This window comes from Deltaproteobacteria bacterium (assembly GCA_016178705.1).
Taxonomy (GTDB): domain Bacteria; phylum Desulfobacterota; class Binatia; order HRBIN30; family JACQVA1; genus JACOST01.
Genome location: JACOST010000033.1, coordinates 76,601 through 95,977, shown reverse-complemented (window position 1 = coordinate 95,977; position 19,377 = coordinate 76,601). Strand labels below are relative to the sequence as shown.

Genomic DNA, 19,377 nt, shown 5'->3' with positions numbered 1-19,377 from the left:
GTATCGTGAGTTCATCGACGCCAACCCCGGCGCCGGCGCGCGATCCGAAGCACGACGCGCGCGCGCAGGTGCTGCAAGCGGCGCGTGCATTCTTCGACGTGGCGCACGCGCCAGCGCCGTTCGTTGCCGGCACGACGTACATCCCGGTCACCGCCAAGGTGCTCGATGTCGAAGACCTCGTCCACCTCATCGACGCCTCGCTCGATCTGTGGCTGACCTCGGGGCGGTACGGCACGCAGCTCGAACAAGCGCTGCCGGCGCGAATGAACCGCCAAGGCAACGCGTTGCTCGTCAACAGTGGGTCGAGCGCCAACTTGATCGCGATCAGCAGCCTCGGCGCGCCGATGTTGAAGACCATCGATCGTCGCCCACTTGCTAAGGGCGATGAAGTGATCACGGTGGCCGCGGGCTTTCCCACCACGGTCAACCCGATCTTTCAAAACGGCTGGGTACCAGTGTTCGTCGACGTGGACTTTCGCACGCTCGACGCGCAGCCGGAAACCATCATGGCGGCGCGCACGCCGAAGACGCGCGCGGTCGTCCTCGCTCACACTCTTGGCAATCCGTACCGCGCCGACATTCTCGCGGAGTGGTGCCGAGCCGAAGGACTCTACCTCGTCGAAGACTGCTGCGATGCGCTCGGCGCCACCATCTCAACCGGCGCCACCCAGACCGCGGCGCCGGTTGGCAGCTTCGGCGATTTCGCCACCCTCAGCTTCTATCCCGCGCATCACATTACGACTGGCGAAGGTGGTGCGGTGATTCCCGCCGACGGCCGCTGGAAACGCGTCGCCGAAAGTATGCGCGATTGGGGACGCGACTGCTGGTGCGATACCGGCAAGGACAACACCTGCGGCAAACGGTTCGCCTGGGAGTTTGCCGGACTACCGCGCGGCTACGATCACAAGTACGTCTATTCGAACATCGGCTACAACGCGAAGATGACCGACATGCAGGCTGCAATCGGCCTGTCGCAACTCGCCAAGCTCGATCGCTTCATCGCGGCGCGTCGCGCTAACTGGCGCACGTTGTACGACGGAGTGACCAGCTCACCGCGGTTGCGCGCCGGTCTGATTCCGGTCGAGCCGACAGCCGGCACCGAACCGAGTTGGTTTGGATTCCCGCTTCACTGCGCCGACGGCATCGATCGTGAGCGGCTCACCACGTTTCTCGAAGAGCACAAGGTCGGCACACGACTGATGTTCGGCAGCAATCTCACTCGCCAACCTGCGTACCGTGACGCCGAGTTCCGCATTCATGGCGAGCTAACGGCGTCGGACGAGATCCTCAAGCGCACCTTCTGGATCGGCGTCCATCCCGCGCTCGACAAGGCACGTCTCGCCTACATGCTCGAACAGCTCGAAGCGGGAGTGCGCGCGCAACGATGAGCGCGCCTCTCGTGGCCGCGGTCACCGGCGCATCGTCATTCACCGGCCTGTGGATCGCGCGAGAGCTGCAAGCGCGGGGATGGGAAGTCCACGCGTTGTGCCCGCGCGCCGCAGACGAGTACGCCGGCCTGCGGGGCCTGCGCGTGCAGCTACTGCAGGAATCTGTGCGGGTTCATTTTGACGTGCGGGCTGAGGACGGTGGCTTTGCGCGCTGGGTGCGCTCTCATCGGCCGGCTGTCTGGGTGCACCATCATCACTGGATGGAAGCGTTCCGATCGCCGGACTACGACGTAGCAGCCGCCACCCGAATTGGACTCGATCCGCTTCCCGACCTCGTCGCCGCGCTCGCGGAATCCGCAGCGCACGGGGTCATCTATTCCGGTTCGTTCTTCGAACCCGGCGAAGGCGGCAACTCCGTCGAGGCAGCGGCGACACCCTACGCACACAGCAAGCGCGCGGTGTGGGAAGCGCTCGCGCGGCTCGCCACGTCGGCCGGAGTGCTGGTGTCGAAGATCGTGATTCCCAACCCGATCGGTCCGCTCGAAAACGACGAGCGGGTCGTGCCGACGCTGATCCGACACACGCTGACTCGCACGAAGTTCGTGCTGAACACGCCCGCGGCGGTGTCGGACTATCTGCCATGGTCTCACCTCGCGCGCATCTACGAGCAAGTCGCGCGCGACCTCATCGACGGCCGCGGGCGCATCGTGCGGCCAGCGGGACTGCTAGCAACCGCGCGCGAGTGGGTTGATATCGTGCGGCGGGATCTGATCGAACGCCGGCTGCATCTCACTCCTTGCGAGGTGGAAGCGGCTTCCGGTAGCGCCGGCTCGTCGTTTCGCAATCCCGACGATGAACGCACTGCGATTGAGTGGGACCACGTGTGGGACGACTACGCCGCGTGGATCACGCGGCTCGACCTGCTCCGTACCTGGGCAACCGACTAAGCACCTCTCACCCCTGACGCAGCGACCAGTCGTACGGAATCTGCGGGCTGAAGGGATCCAGGCGGACGATCTCATTCGGATCGTGCGGCAACGTTGCGCAGTTCGCGACGATCGACTCCGGCGCCAATCCCTTGAACCCGTTCCACACCTCCGGCGGCACGACCACCAGCACGTAGTTGTCGCGGCCGAGGAAGATCTCTTGCACCTTTCCGCGCGACGGCGATTGCGCACGATCGTCGTAGAGCACAAGTTTGATCCGCCCGACGATGCACGCGTAGTTGAGCGTCATCTGGTGGTGCAGGTGCCAGCCCTTGATCACGCCTTGGTAGACGCTGGAGAAGTAGATCTCGCCGAACTCGCGGAAGTGCGCATCGGTGCGCTTGAGCATGTGGAAGATCGTTCCGCGCTCGTCGGGGATGCGCTTGAGCGGATGGATCGCAACGCCATCGATCATCGCAGGAACTCGCGGTACCACTCGATGGTCCGCGTCAGCCCATCTTCGAGGCTGAAGCGCGGCCGCCAACCCAACTCCGTGCGCGCCCGCGCCGAGCTGAGATATTGATTGCGGATCTCGTTGACCGCTTCGTTGCGGATGTCGGGCTCGACCTGCACGTTCATCGCCGCGAGGATTTTGTTCACCAACTCGATCACCGTCAGCGGCTGCTCGTACGAAAAGTTCCACGCCTGACCGCGCACGCTCGGATCGGCGGCCAGTCGCTCGGCGAGCAGCATGTACGCCGCAGCGCCGTCTTCAACGAAAAAGTAATCGCGCACGAACTGCCCATCGGATCGAATGATCGGACGCTGGTTGCGCACGATCGAGCGGATCGTGCCCGGAACGATGCGGTTCCAGTTCAGATCGCCGCCGCCGTAAAAGTTGCCGCAGCGGGTGATCGCGACCGGCAACTGCCAGGTGGTCGCGTAGGTCAACGCGATCAGATCCGCGCACGACTTGCTGACGTCGTAGGGATGCCGTCCGCGCAGCGGTGTGGTCTCATCGTACGGGAGTGTCTCCGCTTCGCCGTACGCCTTGTCCGACGAGGCGATGACGATCTGGCGCGCCAGGGGACTGTGGCGACACGCTTCGAGCAATCGCCACGTCCCGGCGATGTTCGACTCGAACGTCGAGATCGGATTGCGATTGGCGACGCCAACGATGGTCTGCGCCGCCAAGTGAAAGATCGTGTCGATCTCGTACTCGCCGAGCGCGCGTTCGAGCGTCAACTGATCGGTGACGTCGCCGTGAACGATCTTGACCCGATCGATCAGCCCGCTGCGCCACAGCTCGCTTTGCGGCACCCGGTCGCGCACCAAGCACACGACGTCCGCGCCGGCCTCGGTCAAGCGGCGGACGAGCCAGGAGCCCACCAGGCCAGTGCCGCCGGTGACGAAGGTCGGCCGATCGCGCCAGAAGTCGGCGGCACTCATGTCCACGTCTTCCATGGCGCTGCTTGTTCGTCCCACAGGCGCCGGAGCAATTTCAGATCGCGCATCGTGTCCATGCACTGCCAGAAGCGCTCGTGCTTGTAGGCGACGAGCTGGCGCTCCGCCGCGAGCCGTTCGAGCGCTTCGTACTCGAAGTTCGACGCGTCGCCCTCGATGTACTTCATCACGCCGGGTTCGAGCACCATGAAGCCGCCGTTGATCCACCCCTCACCCATCTGCGGCTTCTCGCGAAACTCAGTGACCATCGGGCCGTCAAACGTGAGGGCGCCGAAGCGCGCCGCCGGGCGTACGGCGGTCAGTGTCGCCAGCCGTCCTTGACTGCGATGGAACGCTACCAGCTTGGTGAGATCAACGTCCGCCACGCCGTCACCGTACGTCATCATGAAGGTTTCATTGGCGAGCAGCGGCGCCAACTGCTTCACGCGCCCGCCGGTGTTGGTATCGACGCCGGTGTCGATGAGATGAACGACCCAGTCGTCGATTTGGCTCCCGTCGTGAAGGCTGAGCGTGCCGTCTTTCAGCGACACCGTCATATTCGTGCTCAGCGAACGATAGTCGAGGAAGAATCGCTTGATCTGCTCGCCCTTGTAGCCGAGCGCCAGGTAGAACTCCTTGAAACCGTAGCGCGCGTAGTGCTTCATGATGTGCCAGAGGATCGGCCGGTGACCGATCTCCACCATCGGTTTCGGGCGCACCTCGGTCTCCTCGGCCAGACGCGTGCCCAACCCACCCGCGAGAATCACAACCTTCATGACGCCTCCGCGTCCCTTGCCCGTCCACCCGGCAAGCGGAGCCCGAGATCCAGCACTGTACGCAGCGCCCGCACCACTCCGATGTTGCATTTTTCCTGCAGGTAGTCGAACAGCCGCGTTGCCAACTGCCGGTCACGCCCGGGAAAGGTGGCGGCGAAGCCGGCGATCATGAGCAGCAAGGCGGCATTGCGGCGCGAAGCAACGAGGTCGTCGGGCAGACGCAGACAGCGCGCGTACAGCGGGTCACGCGCTTGTTCCTCGCGAAAGGCGAAGAAGAAGTCTTGCACCTGCGGATCAGAGAGCGTCGCTCGCGTGTATGATGAGGAGTGAGAGTTGTAGTCGCACAAGACTTCGTCCACCACGAAAAGGTCCCAGCCACTCGCCAGCAGGCGCAGCATCGGTTCGATGTCGAACATGCTGCCCACCACCGGATCGTTGCGAATTCTGCCCACCGTACGATAGGCTTCGAGTCGCATCAGTAACTGTGCGCTGCCGCCGATCATATTGGATCGACGGAAAACGAACCGCACGGCGGCGGCGCCGGGACACAGCCCGCCACGCATTTTGAGCAACGGATCGTACAAACGAAACAGCGCGCTGTCGCTCAGCCGGCGCCGCCGCGCGGTGGCCACCGCCACGCGCGGGTGGGCCTCCAACGCGGCAACCTGCTTCGCCACCAGCGTCGGATAAGCGTAGTCGTCCGAGCAGACGATCTTGAAATATTTGCCCTCAGCTAGTTCGCCACAGCGTTCGAAGTTACCCTGCATCCCCACATTCGAGTCGTTCACCACGAAGCGGAATCGCTCGGGCGCCTCGCGCTGAAACTCTTCCAGCAGCGCGACGGTTGCGTCAGTGCTGCAGTTGTCGACGACGACGACGCGCAGGTTCTGATACGTCTGCGCCAACGCGGATCGGATCGCCGAACCAAGCAGGTCGGCTCGGTTGTAGGTTGGGATGCAAATCGTAACCAGAGGCGCTTGCGCGGAACTCACGTTCACCACTAACCGACCGTGCCCCCATAGTGAGTTGATCGTCGCGTTGCAATCGCGGCCGTTCCGCGACGCGCGCGGCGATGCTAGAGAGGGGCGCCATGCAGTCGACCGAAGCCGGCGCGATGACCCCAACTCGCCAGCGGCCACGCGCGCTGCGGATCGCGTGTGGCGCGGGCTGCATCGCGGCGCTCGTTCCGCTGGCGTGGCTCGACCCTCAGCAACGGCAGGTCGGGCTGTATTTCAGTTGGCTCGCGGCGATGGGACTGTATCTCATGCAGTGGCCGGTGCCGCGCGGCTGGGTGCGCTGGCGACCCCCACCCGCGCTGATCGGCGCACTGGTGGTCTACGTCGGACTGGTGCTGTTCACCTTCTGTCGCGTGTACGACAACTGGCGCTGGGCGGTCACTGGCGACTCGCTGAATTTCTTCGTCATCGGCCAAGACCTCGCGCGCGGCAACCCTGCTGTCAATTGGCTCAGCGTGCGCGGGGTCTTCGAGCAGTGCACTGTCGTGCAGGCAACGCTGCAGAGCGTGTTCATGCACCTCTCCGAGTCGCTGTTCGCGCACCGGCTCGGCAACGTGCTCACGTCGGCGCTGATCGTGTTCGCCGCCGCGGCGTTCGCCGCCGAAACCAGCGGCGCAACCGCCGCGCTACTCCTCGCACTGTTTCTGCCGCTGCATAGCGTCTTCGACTACTTCACCCTCATCAGCTACCCAAACCTGTCGGGGCTGCTGCCCTACTTCGCTGCCTATGCGCTGTTCGGCGCGGCGTGGACCGTGTGGGAAAGCGGCTTCCTGTGGGCGGCTCTCGGTCTCGTGTGCGGACTGGCGGGCTACTTTCTGCCGCTGTGGTTCGCCGCGGTCGCGGCTGTCAGCGCTGCGACCGTGCTGTCCGCGCTCTACTGGCGCACACCATCGGTCTTCCTCATCTGGGCCGGCGGTGTCGCCATCGCGCTGATTCCCGCCGCGCTGCAGTTCTCGACCTTTCTTCACGTCCTGTTCTGGTTTCAACCCGGATCGGGTCTCAGCGTGAGTTACATCCTGGCCATCGCGCAGCAGGCTGCCCTGCTGCCGTTCACCTCCACGCTCGGCGGCTACGGCGCGAGCGGGCCGTGGCTGCGGCCGCCGTTCGGCTATCTGTGGTCGGCCGGCGTCGGGCTGGCCGCGATCAGTGGTGTGCTCGCACTGCTGCGGCGGCCGCGTGGCCGCGTGCTCCGTCACGCCTGGATCTGGCTCGTGCTACTCGCCAGCGACGTGGCGGGTTTGTCGGCCGCCAACAGCGGCTATCCGGTGGTCTCGGTCAAGCGCGCGATCGTCATGCTGCCCAATATGACGTTCCTGATGATCCTGCCGTTGGCCTGGGTTGCAGAGCGGATCGGCCGCACGTGGGTCACCGGCGCGCTCACGCTCGCGGCGTTGCTGCCGTTCGCGTACCTCAATCTGACGACACTGTGGACGTTGGAGTCCGGCTACAACGTTCCGGACGGGATGATCCGCGCCGTGCAAACACTCCCCGGGCAGTTGCTGCTGGTTTCGCAGCATCCGGATCTCCACAACGACTTCGGCCCATCGCGGCCTGATCGCGATCCGGTCCAGGAGCTGTACCACGTACGCGACCGCACGATCGTCACCAGCGTGATCCCGGCGCAGCGCGGCGACTTCGAACGCGTCGTCTGCTACTCGCGCCACGTGGATGGTCTGGAGTGGGGCGCGCAAGTGCAGGCTGCTCTCGCCCAACTCTGTCCGGGTAAACCCGTTGAACAACTCACGGCGCAATTGGAGTGTGTGACCTGTGATCCGGCGTAGCAGCTCCGTACTCCGGCCTTGCCCAGCAAGCCGCAGAGGTGGGTCCGTCATACCGGCGAAAGCCGGTATCCAGGCGGAGCATGGGGCGTCGTCTTGGATTTCGCCGGAATGACGAGTAGGGAGGTCGCTCCATTCTTGCGAAAAGCCCCGCACCCCCGAGATCGAAGGCTCGAGTGCCCCGATTGATGCACGACACGACACGACACCGGGTGTTGCTGAGCGTGGGCGCGATCGCCTTGGTGTGGGCTGAAGCATCGATCCACGCCCACAGTCAGTGGCCGCTCGCCAGTGCGGTGTTGGTGATCGCCGCGCTCGCACTGGCGCGACGGCTCGGTGCGCCGCCTGCGGAGTCGGACGATATCGTGATCATGCACGCTCGATCGCAATGGCGGCGGGTCGCCGGGGTTGCCGTCGCGCTCGCTGGCATGGTGGTGGCCGCTGCCGCGACCAACCGGCTCGCCGAGCACTGGGAAGCGAGCTTCGATCGGTGGGCACCGCTCGCAGTGTTGGGGATTGCGCTGTGGTCGATCGGCATCGCGCTCGCCGATTGGCGCGAGCGGCCGTTCACCACCGGGCGCGACGCGATGCCGGGCTGGGAACGCTGGGCGTTGCTCGCAGTCGTCGTGCTCGCCTTCGCGTTGCGCTTCTATCGTTACGGCTACTTCCCGCCGCCCGGCGGCATCTGCGCGATCGAGGAGCCGCAGACCGGCCAAGCCGCGTGGGACATTCTCCGCGGCGCGCGGCCGTGGGAGTTTCTGTTCGACCGCTGGCTGGCGGCGGCCGGGCTCGCCATTGGCGGTGCCAACCTCACGGCGTTGCGGGTGCCGTTCACCATCTTCAGCGCGCTCACAGTTGTGCCGCTCTATTTTCTATTGCGCTGCCTGGTCTCGCGCACGGTCGCGCTCGCCGTCGCGTTGCTGTTCGTGGTCTGCCACTGGCACCTGATCTACGCACGCTATGCCCACAACATTTACTTCACGACCTTCCTGGTCGTGGTCGTGCTCTACCTCCTGGTGCGGGCGCGGCGCGACAGCCGGCTAGCGTTCTACCCGTGGATCGGATTCATTGCCGCCTCCACGCTGTTCGCTTACGCCGGTTACCGCGGCACGACGGTCCTGGTCGGCATTTTCCTGCTGGGGTCGCTGATCGTCGATGTGCGACGGTACCGTGCGGCCCTGACGCCGTCGCGACGACAGCGGACGCGCACGTGGCTGCAGCGTCAAGTCTTAGCCAGCGGCATCGTCGCGCTCGCGTATCTGGTGCCGGCGATTCCGTTGCTCAACGTCGTCAACCGCTCGCCCGGCGGGCTGACCTACTATGTCGAGGCCGCCAATCGCTCGCTCGCCGACTCCGACTACTACAGCCAATCCTTCGCGCACGTGATGAAGCAACGCCTGGTGCGGCTGCGCGACAGCGCGATGATCTTTCACCACGTCGGGGAAGATTGGGTGACGATGAACCTGCCGCGCGCGCCGATGCTCGATCCGGCCAGCGGCGCGCTGTTCACGGTCGCGTTGTTTTACTGCCTCGGCTACCCGCGGCGCCGGCAGCAGGGCTACATCGCCGCCGTGTTCCTGCTGATGATGTTGGGCGGCGCGGTGTTCGTGCACAACCTCGACGTGCGCCGGCTGCAGCAAGTGATTCCGATCATCTTCGTGTTAATCGCGCTCCTGCTCGAGCGCGTACGCGAGGTCGTCGGCACCAACGCGCGTGGGCAACGCGTCTTCCTCGGACTGCTCGGGATTACACTGGTGGTCGGCTACGCGCGCAACATCGACGTGTACTTCCGCAAGATGATCAACGCGCCGGAAGTGCGCGCGGGTTTTCACAACCAGTACACCGTGGCTCTGGAATACCTGCGCGCGCTGCCGAACGACGCGTATCTGTTGTTGGTAGCGGACATCGACAACTTTTTTCTCCCCAGCGACTACGAATGGCTGCGCGGTAGCCGCGTCCCGGGCATGATGACCACCGACCTGCAGCCGCTGCTCGTCGACCAAGCCGCGCCGTGGCGCGGCCGCAACTTGTACGTCCTGATGGAAGACCCGTACGCGTCCAACGACCTCGCCGCGTTCCTCACCGAACAGTTTCCCAACACCGAGTGCGAAGCAATCAACGCGCCCGATCATGCGGGCGTGCACTTCATCGGCTGCCACGTCGTGCTCGCCGAGTCGCGAACTTCCGACCCCCACATTCAATGGATCGGTCAAGGCGGGGTGCGCGCGCGTTACTATCACGGCGAAGAGGCCGAGCCGTTCCTTGATCGTATCGAGCCGGTGATCGACTACGCGCTGATGCCCGACGCCTGTCGCATCACCGAGAGTCACGACCCGGCGCCCTGCCGCGTCACCTGGGAGGCGATGTGGGGCGTCGAGCAGGAGCTGCAGACATTCGTCCGTTTCGACTTCCGCCAATCGCACGCGGAGCTGAGCATCGATGGCGTTCGTGCGGCCGGCAACGCGCTACATCTCGCGCCCGGCGCGCACACGATCACGATCACCGCCCACATGGAGACCAATGAAAGCCCCGGCCTACGTGCGCGCTGGCGCGCGCCGGGCGCGAATCATTTGGAGCTGCTGCCGTTCTATCGCGTCACCAAACCGCGGTGAGCGACTCTCCGGCTTTGCACAGTGAAGCCCTCGATACGATCGCCTCGCGATCCACTCGGGCGAACGCGGAAGTGGTGCAAGAAAGAAACCGTTTCCCCGAGTAGCGGCACCGAGTAGATGCCGAAGGCATCGTACCGAGGCGGTGCGCATCGAGGGGCGTCGGAGGTTTGTGACTGAGGACGGTCCGCGCAGCGGACCCTACGAAGGCTGCTTCCCACCAGATGTCCCGGTTCCTGTAGGGCGACGCATGCGTCGCCCGCGAATTGACGTGTCCAGTGTGGAGAAGACGGAGGGCGATGCATGCATCGCCCCTACGCTTCAAAGAAGATCGCGTGTTGCCGCAGTCAGCGCGGGCTTTCGCGAATTTCCAAAATGATCGCCTGCAGCACTAACTGAAAGCCCACCAAGAACGGCAGCACACTGAGCATCACGGTGCCGGTGGTCGACACGTGACCGGTCGCGATCGATTTCGCCCACGTGTAGAGGCCGAAGGCCACGCCCCATGTCAGCAGCGGCGCGCCAGCGCACCAGAACACGCCGATGGCGGAGAAGTCGCGCACGACATACTTCTCGTAGACGCGGAACCAGAAGCCTTTGAACAACGACCAGGGGAAGGTGAACAGCACGCGCTCGATGCGGAGTTTCGATTCCTCGCTGCCGTACTGCGCCGGGATCGCCACGTCCTTCACCCGACAACTATGGACGTTGAGATGAATGAGCACGTCGTTCTCGAAGAAGAAGTCGCGCGTCAGCCGATCGAGGTCGAGCCGGCGTAGCGCGTCGGCGGTGATGGCGACGAAGCCGTTCTGGGGATCGAAGATGCTCCAGTAACCCGACGCCAGCTTGGTGAGGAAGGTGAGGAGAAAGTTGCCGAGCAAGCGCACCGGCGGCATCTGGCGCAACGCCACCGTGTCGAGAAAGCGATTGCCCTTGGCGTAGTCGTAGTTCTGCTCGATCAGCGGCGCGAGCAACTCCCCGATGCGCTCGGGCGCCATCTGCCCATCGCCATCGACCTTCACAGCGATGTCGGCGTTTACGGCGAGCGCCTGACGCCAGCCCGCCACCGTGGCGCCGCCGACCCCTTGCCGTTGCGGATTGCGGATCACCTGCACGCGCGCATCGCCAACGTCGACGGCCACGCGCGCGGTGTCGTCGTCGCTGCAATCGTCGACCACGACAATGTCGTCGATCCACTGCGGCATGCGGCGGATGACTTCCGCGATGTGCCGCGCCTCTTTGTACGCCGGGACGACCGCCGCGACGCGCCGCCCTTGGTACATCAGGTCCCCTCGTTTTCCTTCCAATCCTCGCGGCCGACGGCGGCCGCGGCGGCCGGCGTCACACCTTCGTGCGCGGCCGTGTCACGGTAGTCCTTGATCATGAACCACGCGTGCGGCGGTCCGCTCGAAAACACCACCTTGAGGTCCAACGGTTTGCCGGGCGTCACCGCCGACGCCGGCACGGTGAGATAGACGACGCCCGAATTGCCGCCGGCCATGGCTTTCTGCACGAACACCCAGCGGTAGCCGTTGCGCTCCGCGAGGTGCAGGCCGGTTTGATCGTCGGTTTCGAAGCTCAACGCCAACTCGCCATTGACGTACAAGTCGGCGGCGCCTTGCTCCTCACCCAACGACGCGGTGAACACGGCCACCGTCGTCTTCTTTGCGGGCACCACCGCGGTGCGCCATTCAACCTGAGCGTCGGCGTCGCCCATGTACGACCACCACGATTCAGTGCCGCCGCGATAGTCGATGTAGGGATTCTGGGTGTGGCCAAAGTGCTCGATGCCATCGAAGCCTTCGATCACTTGCACATCGGCGGCCGGCGGTGGCGGAGTGTGCGGCCGCTTGTGTGCGGCCGTCTCGGGCGGGAAGTCGGCGTGACCTTCGATACCGGGGATGTCGCGGCCTTCATTGTCGGTGATGCGAGCGGCAAAGTACCAATCGCCGACGCTCTCGCAACTTTTGAGCAGCAGCGCGTTGTCGCCCTCGACCAAATCGATCGGCCGCCGTTTCGGCTTATCGCCGAGCATCAACGGCGCCGGGGTCAGCAGCGTGCCGTTGAGCCAGATGCGCGCGTAATCGTCCGAGCCAATCAATTCGAGGAACACCGACTGCGTCTTCGGCGATCGCACCGAGGTGTAGTTGTAGGCGCACACGTATTCGGGATTGCCGGGATGGCGTTTGTCGGCGGATTGATAGAACTGATTGAGATCGATGCGCAGATACGCCTGTTGCACGCGCCGCCAGTAGATATCGCCGAAGACGCCGGTGAAGCGGTCTTTGCGGACGTCGGACGGTTGGATCTCATCGCGGCGCAGCCCGGCGCCCTCCATATTCTCGAACAAGCCGAGGCTGAGCCACTGCGTCAGATAGGTACGGCGCGCGCGCACTTCGGCGATCACGAACTCGGTCTGCCCGCCGGGTGCGACGATGCGTTGCTTCACCGTGTAGTCGCTGAAGAAACGCAGCTCCGACTCGCGCAGCGCGTAGAGGATCGGCGTCGAGAGGTCGTAGCGCGTCGTCTCCATCGGCTCGAGGATGAGGTAACCGGGGTCCTGCGCGTGACGGAACTGGAGCGGATCGGTCTGGCGATAGAAGAGCGCGAAGATGTAAGGCTGATTGACCTCGGTCGCCGTCCACATGAGCTGCCGGTAATTGCCGCGCTCCGGCTCCATGTACTTCACGAGGTCGCGATAGCCGTACTGAAAGCCGCCGTAGGTCGGCGCCGAGTACTTCGGGTACTCGTTGAAGTAGAGATCGAGGTAGTGCAACACCTGCGGCACCAGCACATAGCCGGCGGCGGCGAGCGCAGCGGCTTGCAACGGGATGATGATGAGCCGTTTGCGGCCGATCCACGCGATCGCCCACAGCACGCTGCCGGCGCCGAGTCCGGCCAAGATGCAGAGCGGCACCACGCCGATGAAGCCGCGGGTCGCACTCGGGATCTCGTTCATCAGACTCGCGCCGCCGGGATAGAGTGCGAGCCAGAGCAGCACCAGCTTCGACGCCCGATCGCGCCGCACCAGCGCCACCAATCCACCGAGCAACAGAACCGGGAGGAACGCCGGGTAGAGTTCGCCGTGACCCTTCACCGCGTGGCGCGAGATTTCATCGCCGTGCTGGAATAGAAACACCGGCGAGAAGAACTGCGCATAGTTGCGGGCAAAGTGCCGCGCGATTTCTTCTAGCGGCATGCCGGGCCGCAGAAACGACGTGGTGCGGAAGTACTGGTCGCCCTGCTGATGGGTCAAATCGAAGTGGACCACCGGGGCGACCGTGGCGGCGAGCACGATCGCCGCGAGAAAGGTCTCGCGCCAGCGCTTCAACAACTGATCGATGTAGAGCAGCCCGAACCCGACCAGGAACACCGGCACGAACAGTTTGGCGATCGCATAAGCGTACAGGCAGGCGCCAAAGAAGAAGAACGCCACCGCCAGGGTTCGGCGTCCTTTCGTATAGCGCACGAGAAACAGCAACCCGAGCGAGAACAGGAACGGAAGCGAAATCAGCTCGAAGGCGATGCGACTGAAGTGCAAGTGCCACGGACAGACCGCCAGCGCGAGCGCCGCGAGCAACCCGACGCCGGTCGAGAACAGTTCGCGGCAGAGGAAGAAGACGACGATGATCGTGCCGAGTCCGAACAACGCCGAGGTCAGGCGCAAACTGAACTCGTCGAGTCCGAACAAGCGAATCGGCAAGATCGCCGAATAGATGTAGACGGGATTCTTGTAGCCGCCGAACGACCAGATGAATAGCGGGAAGTGCTCGCCGTTCTCGTCGTAGCCGGTGGTGCCGATGGCGAACGCGTTGTAGCCGAGCGCGGCCTCGTCGCAGAACAAGCCCGCCGGCGTGTCGCGCAGGTTATAGATCCGCAGCACCGCCGCGAACGCCAGGATGACGAGCAGCGCCAACAGCGCGAGGACGGGGGTTCGCTTGGTCACGCGCGCACCGCTACGCCGGCCGCGTCAGGCGCGCGCCAACGCCCTTCCACGCGAGCAGCCCATAACCCGCGATCGTGCGCAGCGCGCGCATCTTGCTCGGGCTGGCCTTGAGGTCGTAGCGCAACACGAACGGGATCTCGGCGCAGCGCGCGCCGCAACGGCTCAGCTTCCACAGCACCTCAGCCGTACAGATGAATCCCCACTCGCGCAACTCGATTAGCCGGCCGCCGAAGCGCCGCAGCGCCGTTTGAATGATCGCCGCGCGCATGGCGCGGTAGCCGCAGGCGTAGTCGCGCACACCGGGAATGTGCAACGCGCTCTGCAACACCATGTAGGCGCCGGTACTGAACAGTTCGCGATAGTGCGGCACCCCGCGCACCTCGGCGCCGGGCTCGAAACGCGAGGCAATCACCACGTCGGCGCCGGCATCGATCTTCTCCAACATCGCCTTGACGTAACTCGGGTCGTGAGTGTCGTCGGCGTCCATGGTCACGATGATATCGTCGGCAGCGCAATGATCGCCGACCCACTCGAAGCCGTCGCGCAACGTTTCACCCAGTCCGCGATTGTAGCGGTGGGTGACGATCTCGATCGGCAGGCGCGCTTGCCAGCGGATCAAGATCGCGTTGCTATCGTCGCTGCTGCCGTCATTGACGGCGACTACTTTGCACGCCCATGACTCCTGTTCCGCGGTCGCGCGAATGCGTTCGAGCAGCGCGTCGAGACCGGCCGCCTCGTTGTAGACCGGCAAAAGGAAGACCACGGTTCGCATCAGATGTGAGGCGCGAGGAAGCGGCGATTCAGCCTGAGCAAGTTCGGGCGCGCTGGGCGCTGTCGTCATATGCGGAGAACTCGGGCTTGGTTGACAACCCGTAGGTCGCTAGATAGACACCATCGCCTTTGTACGTGCCGCATCGCGGGCGCGGCAAACTGCGCATTGTATGACAGAGAGTGTGCTCGATCGCAAATTTGTCGGCCGGCTGACCGTCGAGCAATGTCTCTATATTGGCGTGCTGCTGATCGCCACCTTCCTGCGCCTCTACATCCTCGGCGTGCGCCCGTATCACCACGACGAATCGATCCACGCCTTCTTCTCCTGGAAGATCACCGACCAGGGCGTCGGCGACTACAACTACGACCCGGTCTATCACGGACCGGTGCTGTACTACTCCACGGCGCTGGTACTCTGGCTGTTTGGCGACAGCGACTTCACCGGGCGGCTGAGCGCCGTCTTCTTCGGCATGGGCATACTCGGCTTCGCCTGGCCGTTGCGCCGCTACTTGGGACGCAACGCCGCACTGATGTTCCTGGTGCTGGCCACCTTCTCGCCATCGTTCAACTACTTCACCCGCTTCATCCGGCACGACATCTATCTCGCGCTGTGCAACCTGATCGCCGTCTTCTTCGCCTTCCGTTACGGCGAGAGTCGTTCGGCCAAGCATCTCTACATCAGTGGCGCCGGTCTCGCGCTCGCCTTCTGCACCAAAGAGGACATGTACGTGGTGACGCCCGTCCTCCTCTTCGCGCTGGTGCTGATGATGGTGTGGGAGGTCGTTCACGGCTCGAAGACGGTCGGCGCGATCGTGTCCGAGAGCACCGAGTTGTTGCGCCGCGCGCTGCTGCCGTTGATCACCACGGCGGTGCTCTTCGCCGCCATCTGGCTGGTGCTGTATACGTCGTTCCTCACCCATCCGAAAAACTGGAACGGCGTCACTCGGGCGCTGTCGTACTGGTGGGGGCAGCATTCGATCAAACGCATCGGCGGCCCGTGGTGGTACTACGTCCCGCAGCTCACGTTCTATGATCCACTGATATTCTTCGGTGCCGCGGCCGTGGTGCTCGGACCGTTCTTCAATCCCGCGAAGCCGGACCCGGCTTTGCGCTACATGCGCATCGGCGCCGGCATCGCCATGGCCGCGTTCGTCGTGCTGCTGGTGCAGGGCTCACCGGCGGCGCCGATTGTGCTGATCGCCGCGCTCGGCATGGCGCAGATCGGCGTGGCGCGCGTCTGGCTGCCCGACCGCTTCACTCGCTTCGTCATCCTGTGGACGCTCGGCACCCTTTGCTTCTACGGCTGGGCGCAAGAGAAAGTGCCGTGGCTCCTGGTGCCGCAGGTCATGCCGTTGACGATCCTTGCCGCCATCTGGTTCGGACAGCTGATCGACACCGGCGCGATCAAACGGCCGGCAACCGCGCTACCATTGGCGGCGGTGGGCGCGCTGACCGTGTGGATTCTGATCGCGTCGAATTACTTTTACGATGCGCCACGCCCCGACGAGAACGCCGAGCACCGCCACGGCGAGATGCTCGCGTACGTGCAATCGACCTACGACATCAACATGATCATGCGCCGCGTCGACGACATCGCGAAGACGCTCGGCACCGGCACTCAAACGCGCCTCGCTGTCTCGGGTGACGCGACCTGGCCGTTCAGCTGGTACCTCCGCCACTATCCGGTCAACTGGGCGGCCGACGTGCGCAACGTCGATACGCCCGTCCTCATCGTCAACAAAGACGTGATCAACGCCCTCGATCAACCGCTCGGCGACAAGTACGACAAGGTGCCGTTCCAGATTCGCGGCTGGTGGGAGCCGACGTGGAATCAGATGAACCTGCCCAAGCTGATGCGCTGGATCTTCACGCGCGAAGCCTGGAGCGGGACCGGATCGAGCGACGCGGTCGCATACATCGCCAAGGACGTGAAGCCGGGGATGACCTTCGCGGCGATTGCGGTGAATCCACCGCCAGCAGCGAAAGGTTATCCGCAATCGCCGAAGTTGATCACCGCGGAAGCCATCTGGGGCAAACAGGGGTCGAGTCTGGGCGAGTTCAACGAACCGCGTGGCATCGCGGTTGACGCCGGCGGCAACGTCTTCGTGATGGACACGAAAAACAACCGCGTGCAGAAGCTCGGTGCCGACGGCCATGCGATCACCGCGTGGGGCCACGAAGGCAACGGGCCGGGCGAATTCAAAGACGCGTGCGGCCTGGCGATCGGCCCCGACGGTTCGGTGTACGTCGCCGACACCTGGAACCACCGCGTGCAGAAATTCGACGCCAACGGAAAATTCCTGCTGCAATGGGTCGAAGAGAATCCGAGCCTGTGGGGGCCACGCGGTGTGGCAGTCGCACCCGACGGCACCGTCTACGTCACCGACACCGGCAACAAACGCGTGGTAGCGTACACCTCCGACGGCAAGCAGAAGGCAGTGTGGGGCAAGGATGGATCGAAGCCGGGCGAGTTGATCGAGCCGGTCGGTATCGCTGTCGACGCCGAGGGCCGCGTGATCGTCGCTGATACCGGCAACCACCGCGTGCAGATCTTCGATGCCGCCGGCGCCTTCAAAGAAGAGTTCCCGGTCTTCGGCTGGGAAGAATTCTACACCGAGCCCTACCTCGCCGTGATGGGCACGGACCTGTACGCCACCGACTCCAACAACCAGCGCTTCACGCGCTACGCCGGCCACGAGTTCAACGGGGCGTGGGGCAAGAGCGGTTCCGGCAGCGGCGACTTCAACCGCCCCATCGGCATCGCCGTCGACACCCAAGGCAACGTCTACGTCTCCGATACGATGAACCACCGCATCCAGAAATTCGCGAAGCCGCAGTAGCGGCGTTCTCCGCTTGAGTGTAGAGGCAACGCACGCGTCGCCCCAGCCCATCCTCCTCGACAAGGTGCCCGCCGGCGCGCTGTGGCCCGCGGTTGAGATGGGGTTCTGGACGTGAGAGAGTTTGCGAGACTTACGGAGCGTATCGGTTGACCGTCAGGAAGCAAGACAAGCAGCCGGGAGCTTACAAGGAGGCGGCATCGAAACCACCGATCGTCGCTGAGCCCGAGTTTGTACCCGAGGACTACGGCCTGCGCGGTGCGCAGACACCCAAGCAGCCAACGCGCGTCGCGGGTGTTGCCGCGGCGGGCTCCCCAAGGCGCGCAAAGAGTCTGTTGCGGCAACGGAACTGCAGAACCGCGCGCTTCACGTCGACCGATCAAGCGTGGCTCGACGCTTATCGCGTTGCGCTCGCTGCCCAATGCACGGACGCCGTGAAGCAATTCCTCATCTACGGCTCGAAGGCGCGCGGTGAAGCGACCCGCGACTCCGATCTTGATGTCGTGCTCATCGTGGACAACCGCTGGAAAGCGCGCAAACGTGACCTCCGCCGCATCGGCTACCAGCTGGCTTCAACTTCGGATGTCCTACCGTCGATCGTGGTGTACACAGAAGAAGAGTGGGAAGCCCGGAGGCAGAGCGGCTCGTTCTTCCGGCGCGCGGTGGAACGTGATGCGATTGCGATCCGATGAACCGCGCGATGGTGCTGGCGGAGTGGCGTCGCGCCGTCGAATCGCTGCACGCTTCTGAGCTGTTGGCCGCAGAAGGCTTCGAAGCGGACGCGGTGTCGCGTGCGTACTATGCCGCCCTTCACGCGGCCAAAGCGGCATTGGCCGTCCACGACGTAAGCGCCGACAGCCACGCCGCCATCAAACGATTGTTCGGTCTGCACCTGATCCGGCCGGGCGCGATCGAACGCGAGTGGGCCGCGCTTCTGGTTGAAAGCCTGGATGATCGCCTGACTGCCGACTACGACGTGGAGAGTTCGTTTTCGACCGACGACGCCGATGCCGAGTGCCGTCGAGCGCGAAGGTTCCTCGGCCGCATCCCCCGCTATCTGCGCCCGCAAAAGTTGACTGCCAACGATCTCGGCACGCTAACTCGACGACGCGCTTGAGCTTGCAGAGCAAGTGCGAGAAAGGCCCGCGGTCGCGTCAGCCGTCGGCGACGATCTTCTGGCGTAGGCGCGCGAGGTCGTAGAAGGCGCGCAGGATCACGCGCAGGTGCGCTCCCGTCTGCACGCCGGCTTCGCGCGGGTAGTGATGCACGCCGACTTCTTTGATGCCGAAGCCCTTGCGGATCGCGCGGCCGTACAGCTCGGCGTTGATCAGCGCGCTGGTCGACTCCAGCGTGATCCGCTCGAACACTTTCTTCGGAATCAGCTTGAAGGCGCAGTTGAGGTCGCGCACTTTCACTCCGAGCATGATGCGGACGAGAAAGCCGCCGAATAGTTTGGCGTTCAACCGTCGAACCAATGGATCGCGCCGTTCGATGCGGTAGCCGGTGACGATGTTGTCGTCGTCGGTCGCTAGCGGCAGAATCACCGCGAGGTCTTTGATGTCGAACTGCCCGTCGCCGTCCATGTAGAAGACGAAGCGCTTCTGCGCCGCATCAAAACCGGTGCGCAGCGCGGCGCCGTAGCCGCGATTCTGCGGATGGTGCAACGGCCGCAGGCGCGGAAACTCCTTCACCAAACCGTCGAGGATCGCGCCGGTGCGGTCGCGGCTGCCGTCGTTGACAACCAGCAACTCGTAATCCAGGCCGAGCGATTCGAGATACGCCGCGACCTCGCGCACGACGCGGTCGACGTTCAGCTCTTCGTTGTAGGCCGGCAGCACGACCGAAAGTTCCGTGACGGCTCCCGTCATTGCTTGGTTCTTGGGTTGG

Annotated in this window: 15 protein-coding genes; 7 read left to right on the top strand and 8 right to left on the bottom strand. The window is 64.2% G+C overall.

Annotated elements, in window-relative coordinates:
• Positions 1-5 precede the first annotated feature (5 nt).
• Positions 6-1,388, top strand: a complete 1,383-nt coding sequence (gene rfbH / locus HYR72_26370) for a lipopolysaccharide biosynthesis protein RfbH (GenBank protein ID MBI1818525.1) — start codon at positions 6-8, stop codon at positions 1,386-1,388.
• Complete coding sequence (locus tag HYR72_26365) at positions 1,385-2,335, top strand: NAD-dependent epimerase/dehydratase family protein (protein ID MBI1818524.1); 951 nt, start codon at positions 1,385-1,387, stop codon at positions 2,333-2,335. Before rfbH ends, HYR72_26365 begins: the two co-directional genes overlap by 4 nt.
• A 7-nt stretch (positions 2,336-2,342) precedes the next feature.
• Here HYR72_26365 and HYR72_26360 read toward each other — a convergent pair whose 3' ends face one another.
• The 4 genes from HYR72_26360 to HYR72_26345 are packed head-to-tail and all read right to left on the bottom strand — an operon-like array spanning position 2,343 to position 5,525.
• Positions 2,343-2,789, bottom strand: a complete 447-nt coding sequence (locus HYR72_26360) for a dTDP-4-dehydrorhamnose 3,5-epimerase family protein (GenBank protein MBI1818523.1) — start codon at positions 2,787-2,789, stop codon at positions 2,343-2,345.
• The gene (locus HYR72_26355; GenBank protein MBI1818522.1) at positions 2,786-3,763 is read right to left on the bottom strand and encodes a GDP-mannose 4,6-dehydratase; all 978 of its coding nucleotides are present in this window, start codon (positions 3,761-3,763) and stop codon (positions 2,786-2,788) included. The genes HYR72_26360 and HYR72_26355 overlap by 4 nt, the downstream gene beginning before the upstream one ends.
• Complete coding sequence (gene rfbF / locus HYR72_26350; protein ID MBI1818521.1) at positions 3,760-4,533, bottom strand: glucose-1-phosphate cytidylyltransferase; 774 nt, start codon at positions 4,531-4,533, stop codon at positions 3,760-3,762. Before rfbF ends, HYR72_26355 begins: the two co-directional genes overlap by 4 nt.
• The gene (locus HYR72_26345; GenBank protein MBI1818520.1) at positions 4,530-5,525 is read right to left on the bottom strand and encodes a glycosyltransferase family 2 protein; all 996 of its coding nucleotides are present in this window, start codon (positions 5,523-5,525) and stop codon (positions 4,530-4,532) included. Before HYR72_26345 ends, rfbF begins: the two co-directional genes overlap by 4 nt.
• A gap of 98 nt (positions 5,526-5,623) precedes the next feature.
• On the opposite strand from HYR72_26345, the gene HYR72_26340 reads away from it, so the two are divergent.
• Positions 5,624-7,330, top strand: coding sequence for a hypothetical protein (locus HYR72_26340; GenBank protein MBI1818519.1), 1,707 nt, complete (start codon positions 5,624-5,626; stop codon positions 7,328-7,330).
• A 185-nt stretch (positions 7,331-7,515) separates the two neighbouring features.
• Positions 7,516-9,939 (top strand): glycosyltransferase family 39 protein, encoded by a 2,424-nt coding sequence (locus HYR72_26335; GenBank protein MBI1818518.1) that lies wholly within the window; start codon positions 7,516-7,518, stop codon positions 9,937-9,939.
• A 344-nt stretch (positions 9,940-10,283) separates the two neighbouring features.
• On the opposite strand, the gene HYR72_26330 is transcribed toward HYR72_26335, so the two are convergent.
• Genes HYR72_26330 through HYR72_26320 form a run of 3 tightly spaced genes read right to left on the bottom strand, consistent with a single transcriptional unit; the run spans position 10,284 to position 14,654 of the window.
• The gene (locus HYR72_26330; protein ID MBI1818517.1) at positions 10,284-11,219 is read right to left on the bottom strand and encodes a glycosyltransferase family 2 protein; all 936 of its coding nucleotides are present in this window, start codon (positions 11,217-11,219) and stop codon (positions 10,284-10,286) included.
• On the bottom strand, positions 11,219-13,882 hold the full coding sequence (locus tag HYR72_26325) for a glycosyltransferase family 39 protein (protein ID MBI1818516.1): 2,664 nt from the start codon (positions 13,880-13,882) through the stop codon (positions 11,219-11,221). The genes HYR72_26330 and HYR72_26325 overlap by 1 nt, the downstream gene beginning before the upstream one ends.
• Before the next feature lie 10 nt (positions 13,883-13,892).
• Positions 13,893-14,654: a glycosyltransferase family 2 protein gene (locus HYR72_26320; protein MBI1818515.1), complete on the bottom strand. Its 762-nt coding sequence runs from the start codon at positions 14,652-14,654 to the stop codon at positions 13,893-13,895.
• Positions 14,655-14,823: 169 nt separating this feature from the next.
• Between HYR72_26320 and HYR72_26315 the strand changes: the two genes are divergently transcribed.
• The 3 genes from HYR72_26315 (at position 14,824) to HYR72_26305 (ending at position 18,607) form a co-directional block, all read left to right on the top strand.
• Positions 14,824-17,493, top strand: coding sequence for a TIGR03663 family protein (locus tag HYR72_26315; protein ID MBI1818514.1), 2,670 nt, complete (start codon positions 14,824-14,826; stop codon positions 17,491-17,493).
• Positions 17,494-17,639: 146 nt separating this feature from the next.
• Complete coding sequence (locus tag HYR72_26310; GenBank protein MBI1818513.1) at positions 17,640-18,182, top strand: nucleotidyltransferase domain-containing protein; 543 nt, start codon at positions 17,640-17,642, stop codon at positions 18,180-18,182.
• A gap of 8 nt (positions 18,183-18,190) precedes the next feature.
• Positions 18,191-18,607, top strand: a complete 417-nt coding sequence (locus tag HYR72_26305) for a HEPN domain-containing protein (protein ID MBI1818512.1) — start codon at positions 18,191-18,193, stop codon at positions 18,605-18,607.
• Between the two features lie 37 nt (positions 18,608-18,644).
• Here the strand turns inward: HYR72_26305 and HYR72_26300 are convergent, their stop codons facing one another.
• Positions 18,645-19,358, bottom strand: a complete 714-nt coding sequence (locus tag HYR72_26300; GenBank protein MBI1818511.1) for a glycosyltransferase family 2 protein — start codon at positions 19,356-19,358, stop codon at positions 18,645-18,647.
• Positions 19,359-19,377: the final 19 nt, after the last annotated feature.

Bases quoted from the DNA above. Each gene is read 5' to 3' on its own strand.
- HYR72_26305 (MBI1818512.1), top strand. From the start codon at position 18,191: ATGGTGCTGGCGGAGTGGCGTCGCGCCGTCGAATCGCTGCACGCTTCT.
- HYR72_26300 (MBI1818511.1), bottom strand. From the start codon at position 19,358: ATGACGGGAGCCGTCACGGAACTTTCGGTCGTGCTGCCGGCCTACAAC.
- HYR72_26330 (MBI1818517.1), bottom strand. From the start codon at position 11,219: ATGTACCAAGGGCGGCGCGTCGCGGCGGTCGTCCCGGCGTACAAAGAG.
- HYR72_26360 (MBI1818523.1), bottom strand. From the start codon at position 2,789: ATGATCGATGGCGTTGCGATCCATCCGCTCAAGCGCATCCCCGACGAG.
- HYR72_26320 (MBI1818515.1), bottom strand. From the start codon at position 14,654: ATGCGAACCGTGGTCTTCCTTTTGCCGGTCTACAACGAGGCGGCCGGT.
- HYR72_26340 (MBI1818519.1), top strand. From the start codon at position 5,624: ATGCAGTCGACCGAAGCCGGCGCGATGACCCCAACTCGCCAGCGGCCA.
- HYR72_26355 (MBI1818522.1), bottom strand. From the start codon at position 3,763: ATGAGTGCCGCCGACTTCTGGCGCGATCGGCCGACCTTCGTCACCGGC.
- rfbF (MBI1818521.1), bottom strand. From the start codon at position 4,533: ATGAAGGTTGTGATTCTCGCGGGTGGGTTGGGCACGCGTCTGGCCGAG.
- HYR72_26335 (MBI1818518.1), top strand. From the start codon at position 7,516: ATGCACGACACGACACGACACCGGGTGTTGCTGAGCGTGGGCGCGATC.
- HYR72_26315 (MBI1818514.1), top strand. From the start codon at position 14,824: ATGACAGAGAGTGTGCTCGATCGCAAATTTGTCGGCCGGCTGACCGTC.
- HYR72_26365 (MBI1818524.1), top strand. From the start codon at position 1,385: ATGAGCGCGCCTCTCGTGGCCGCGGTCACCGGCGCATCGTCATTCACC.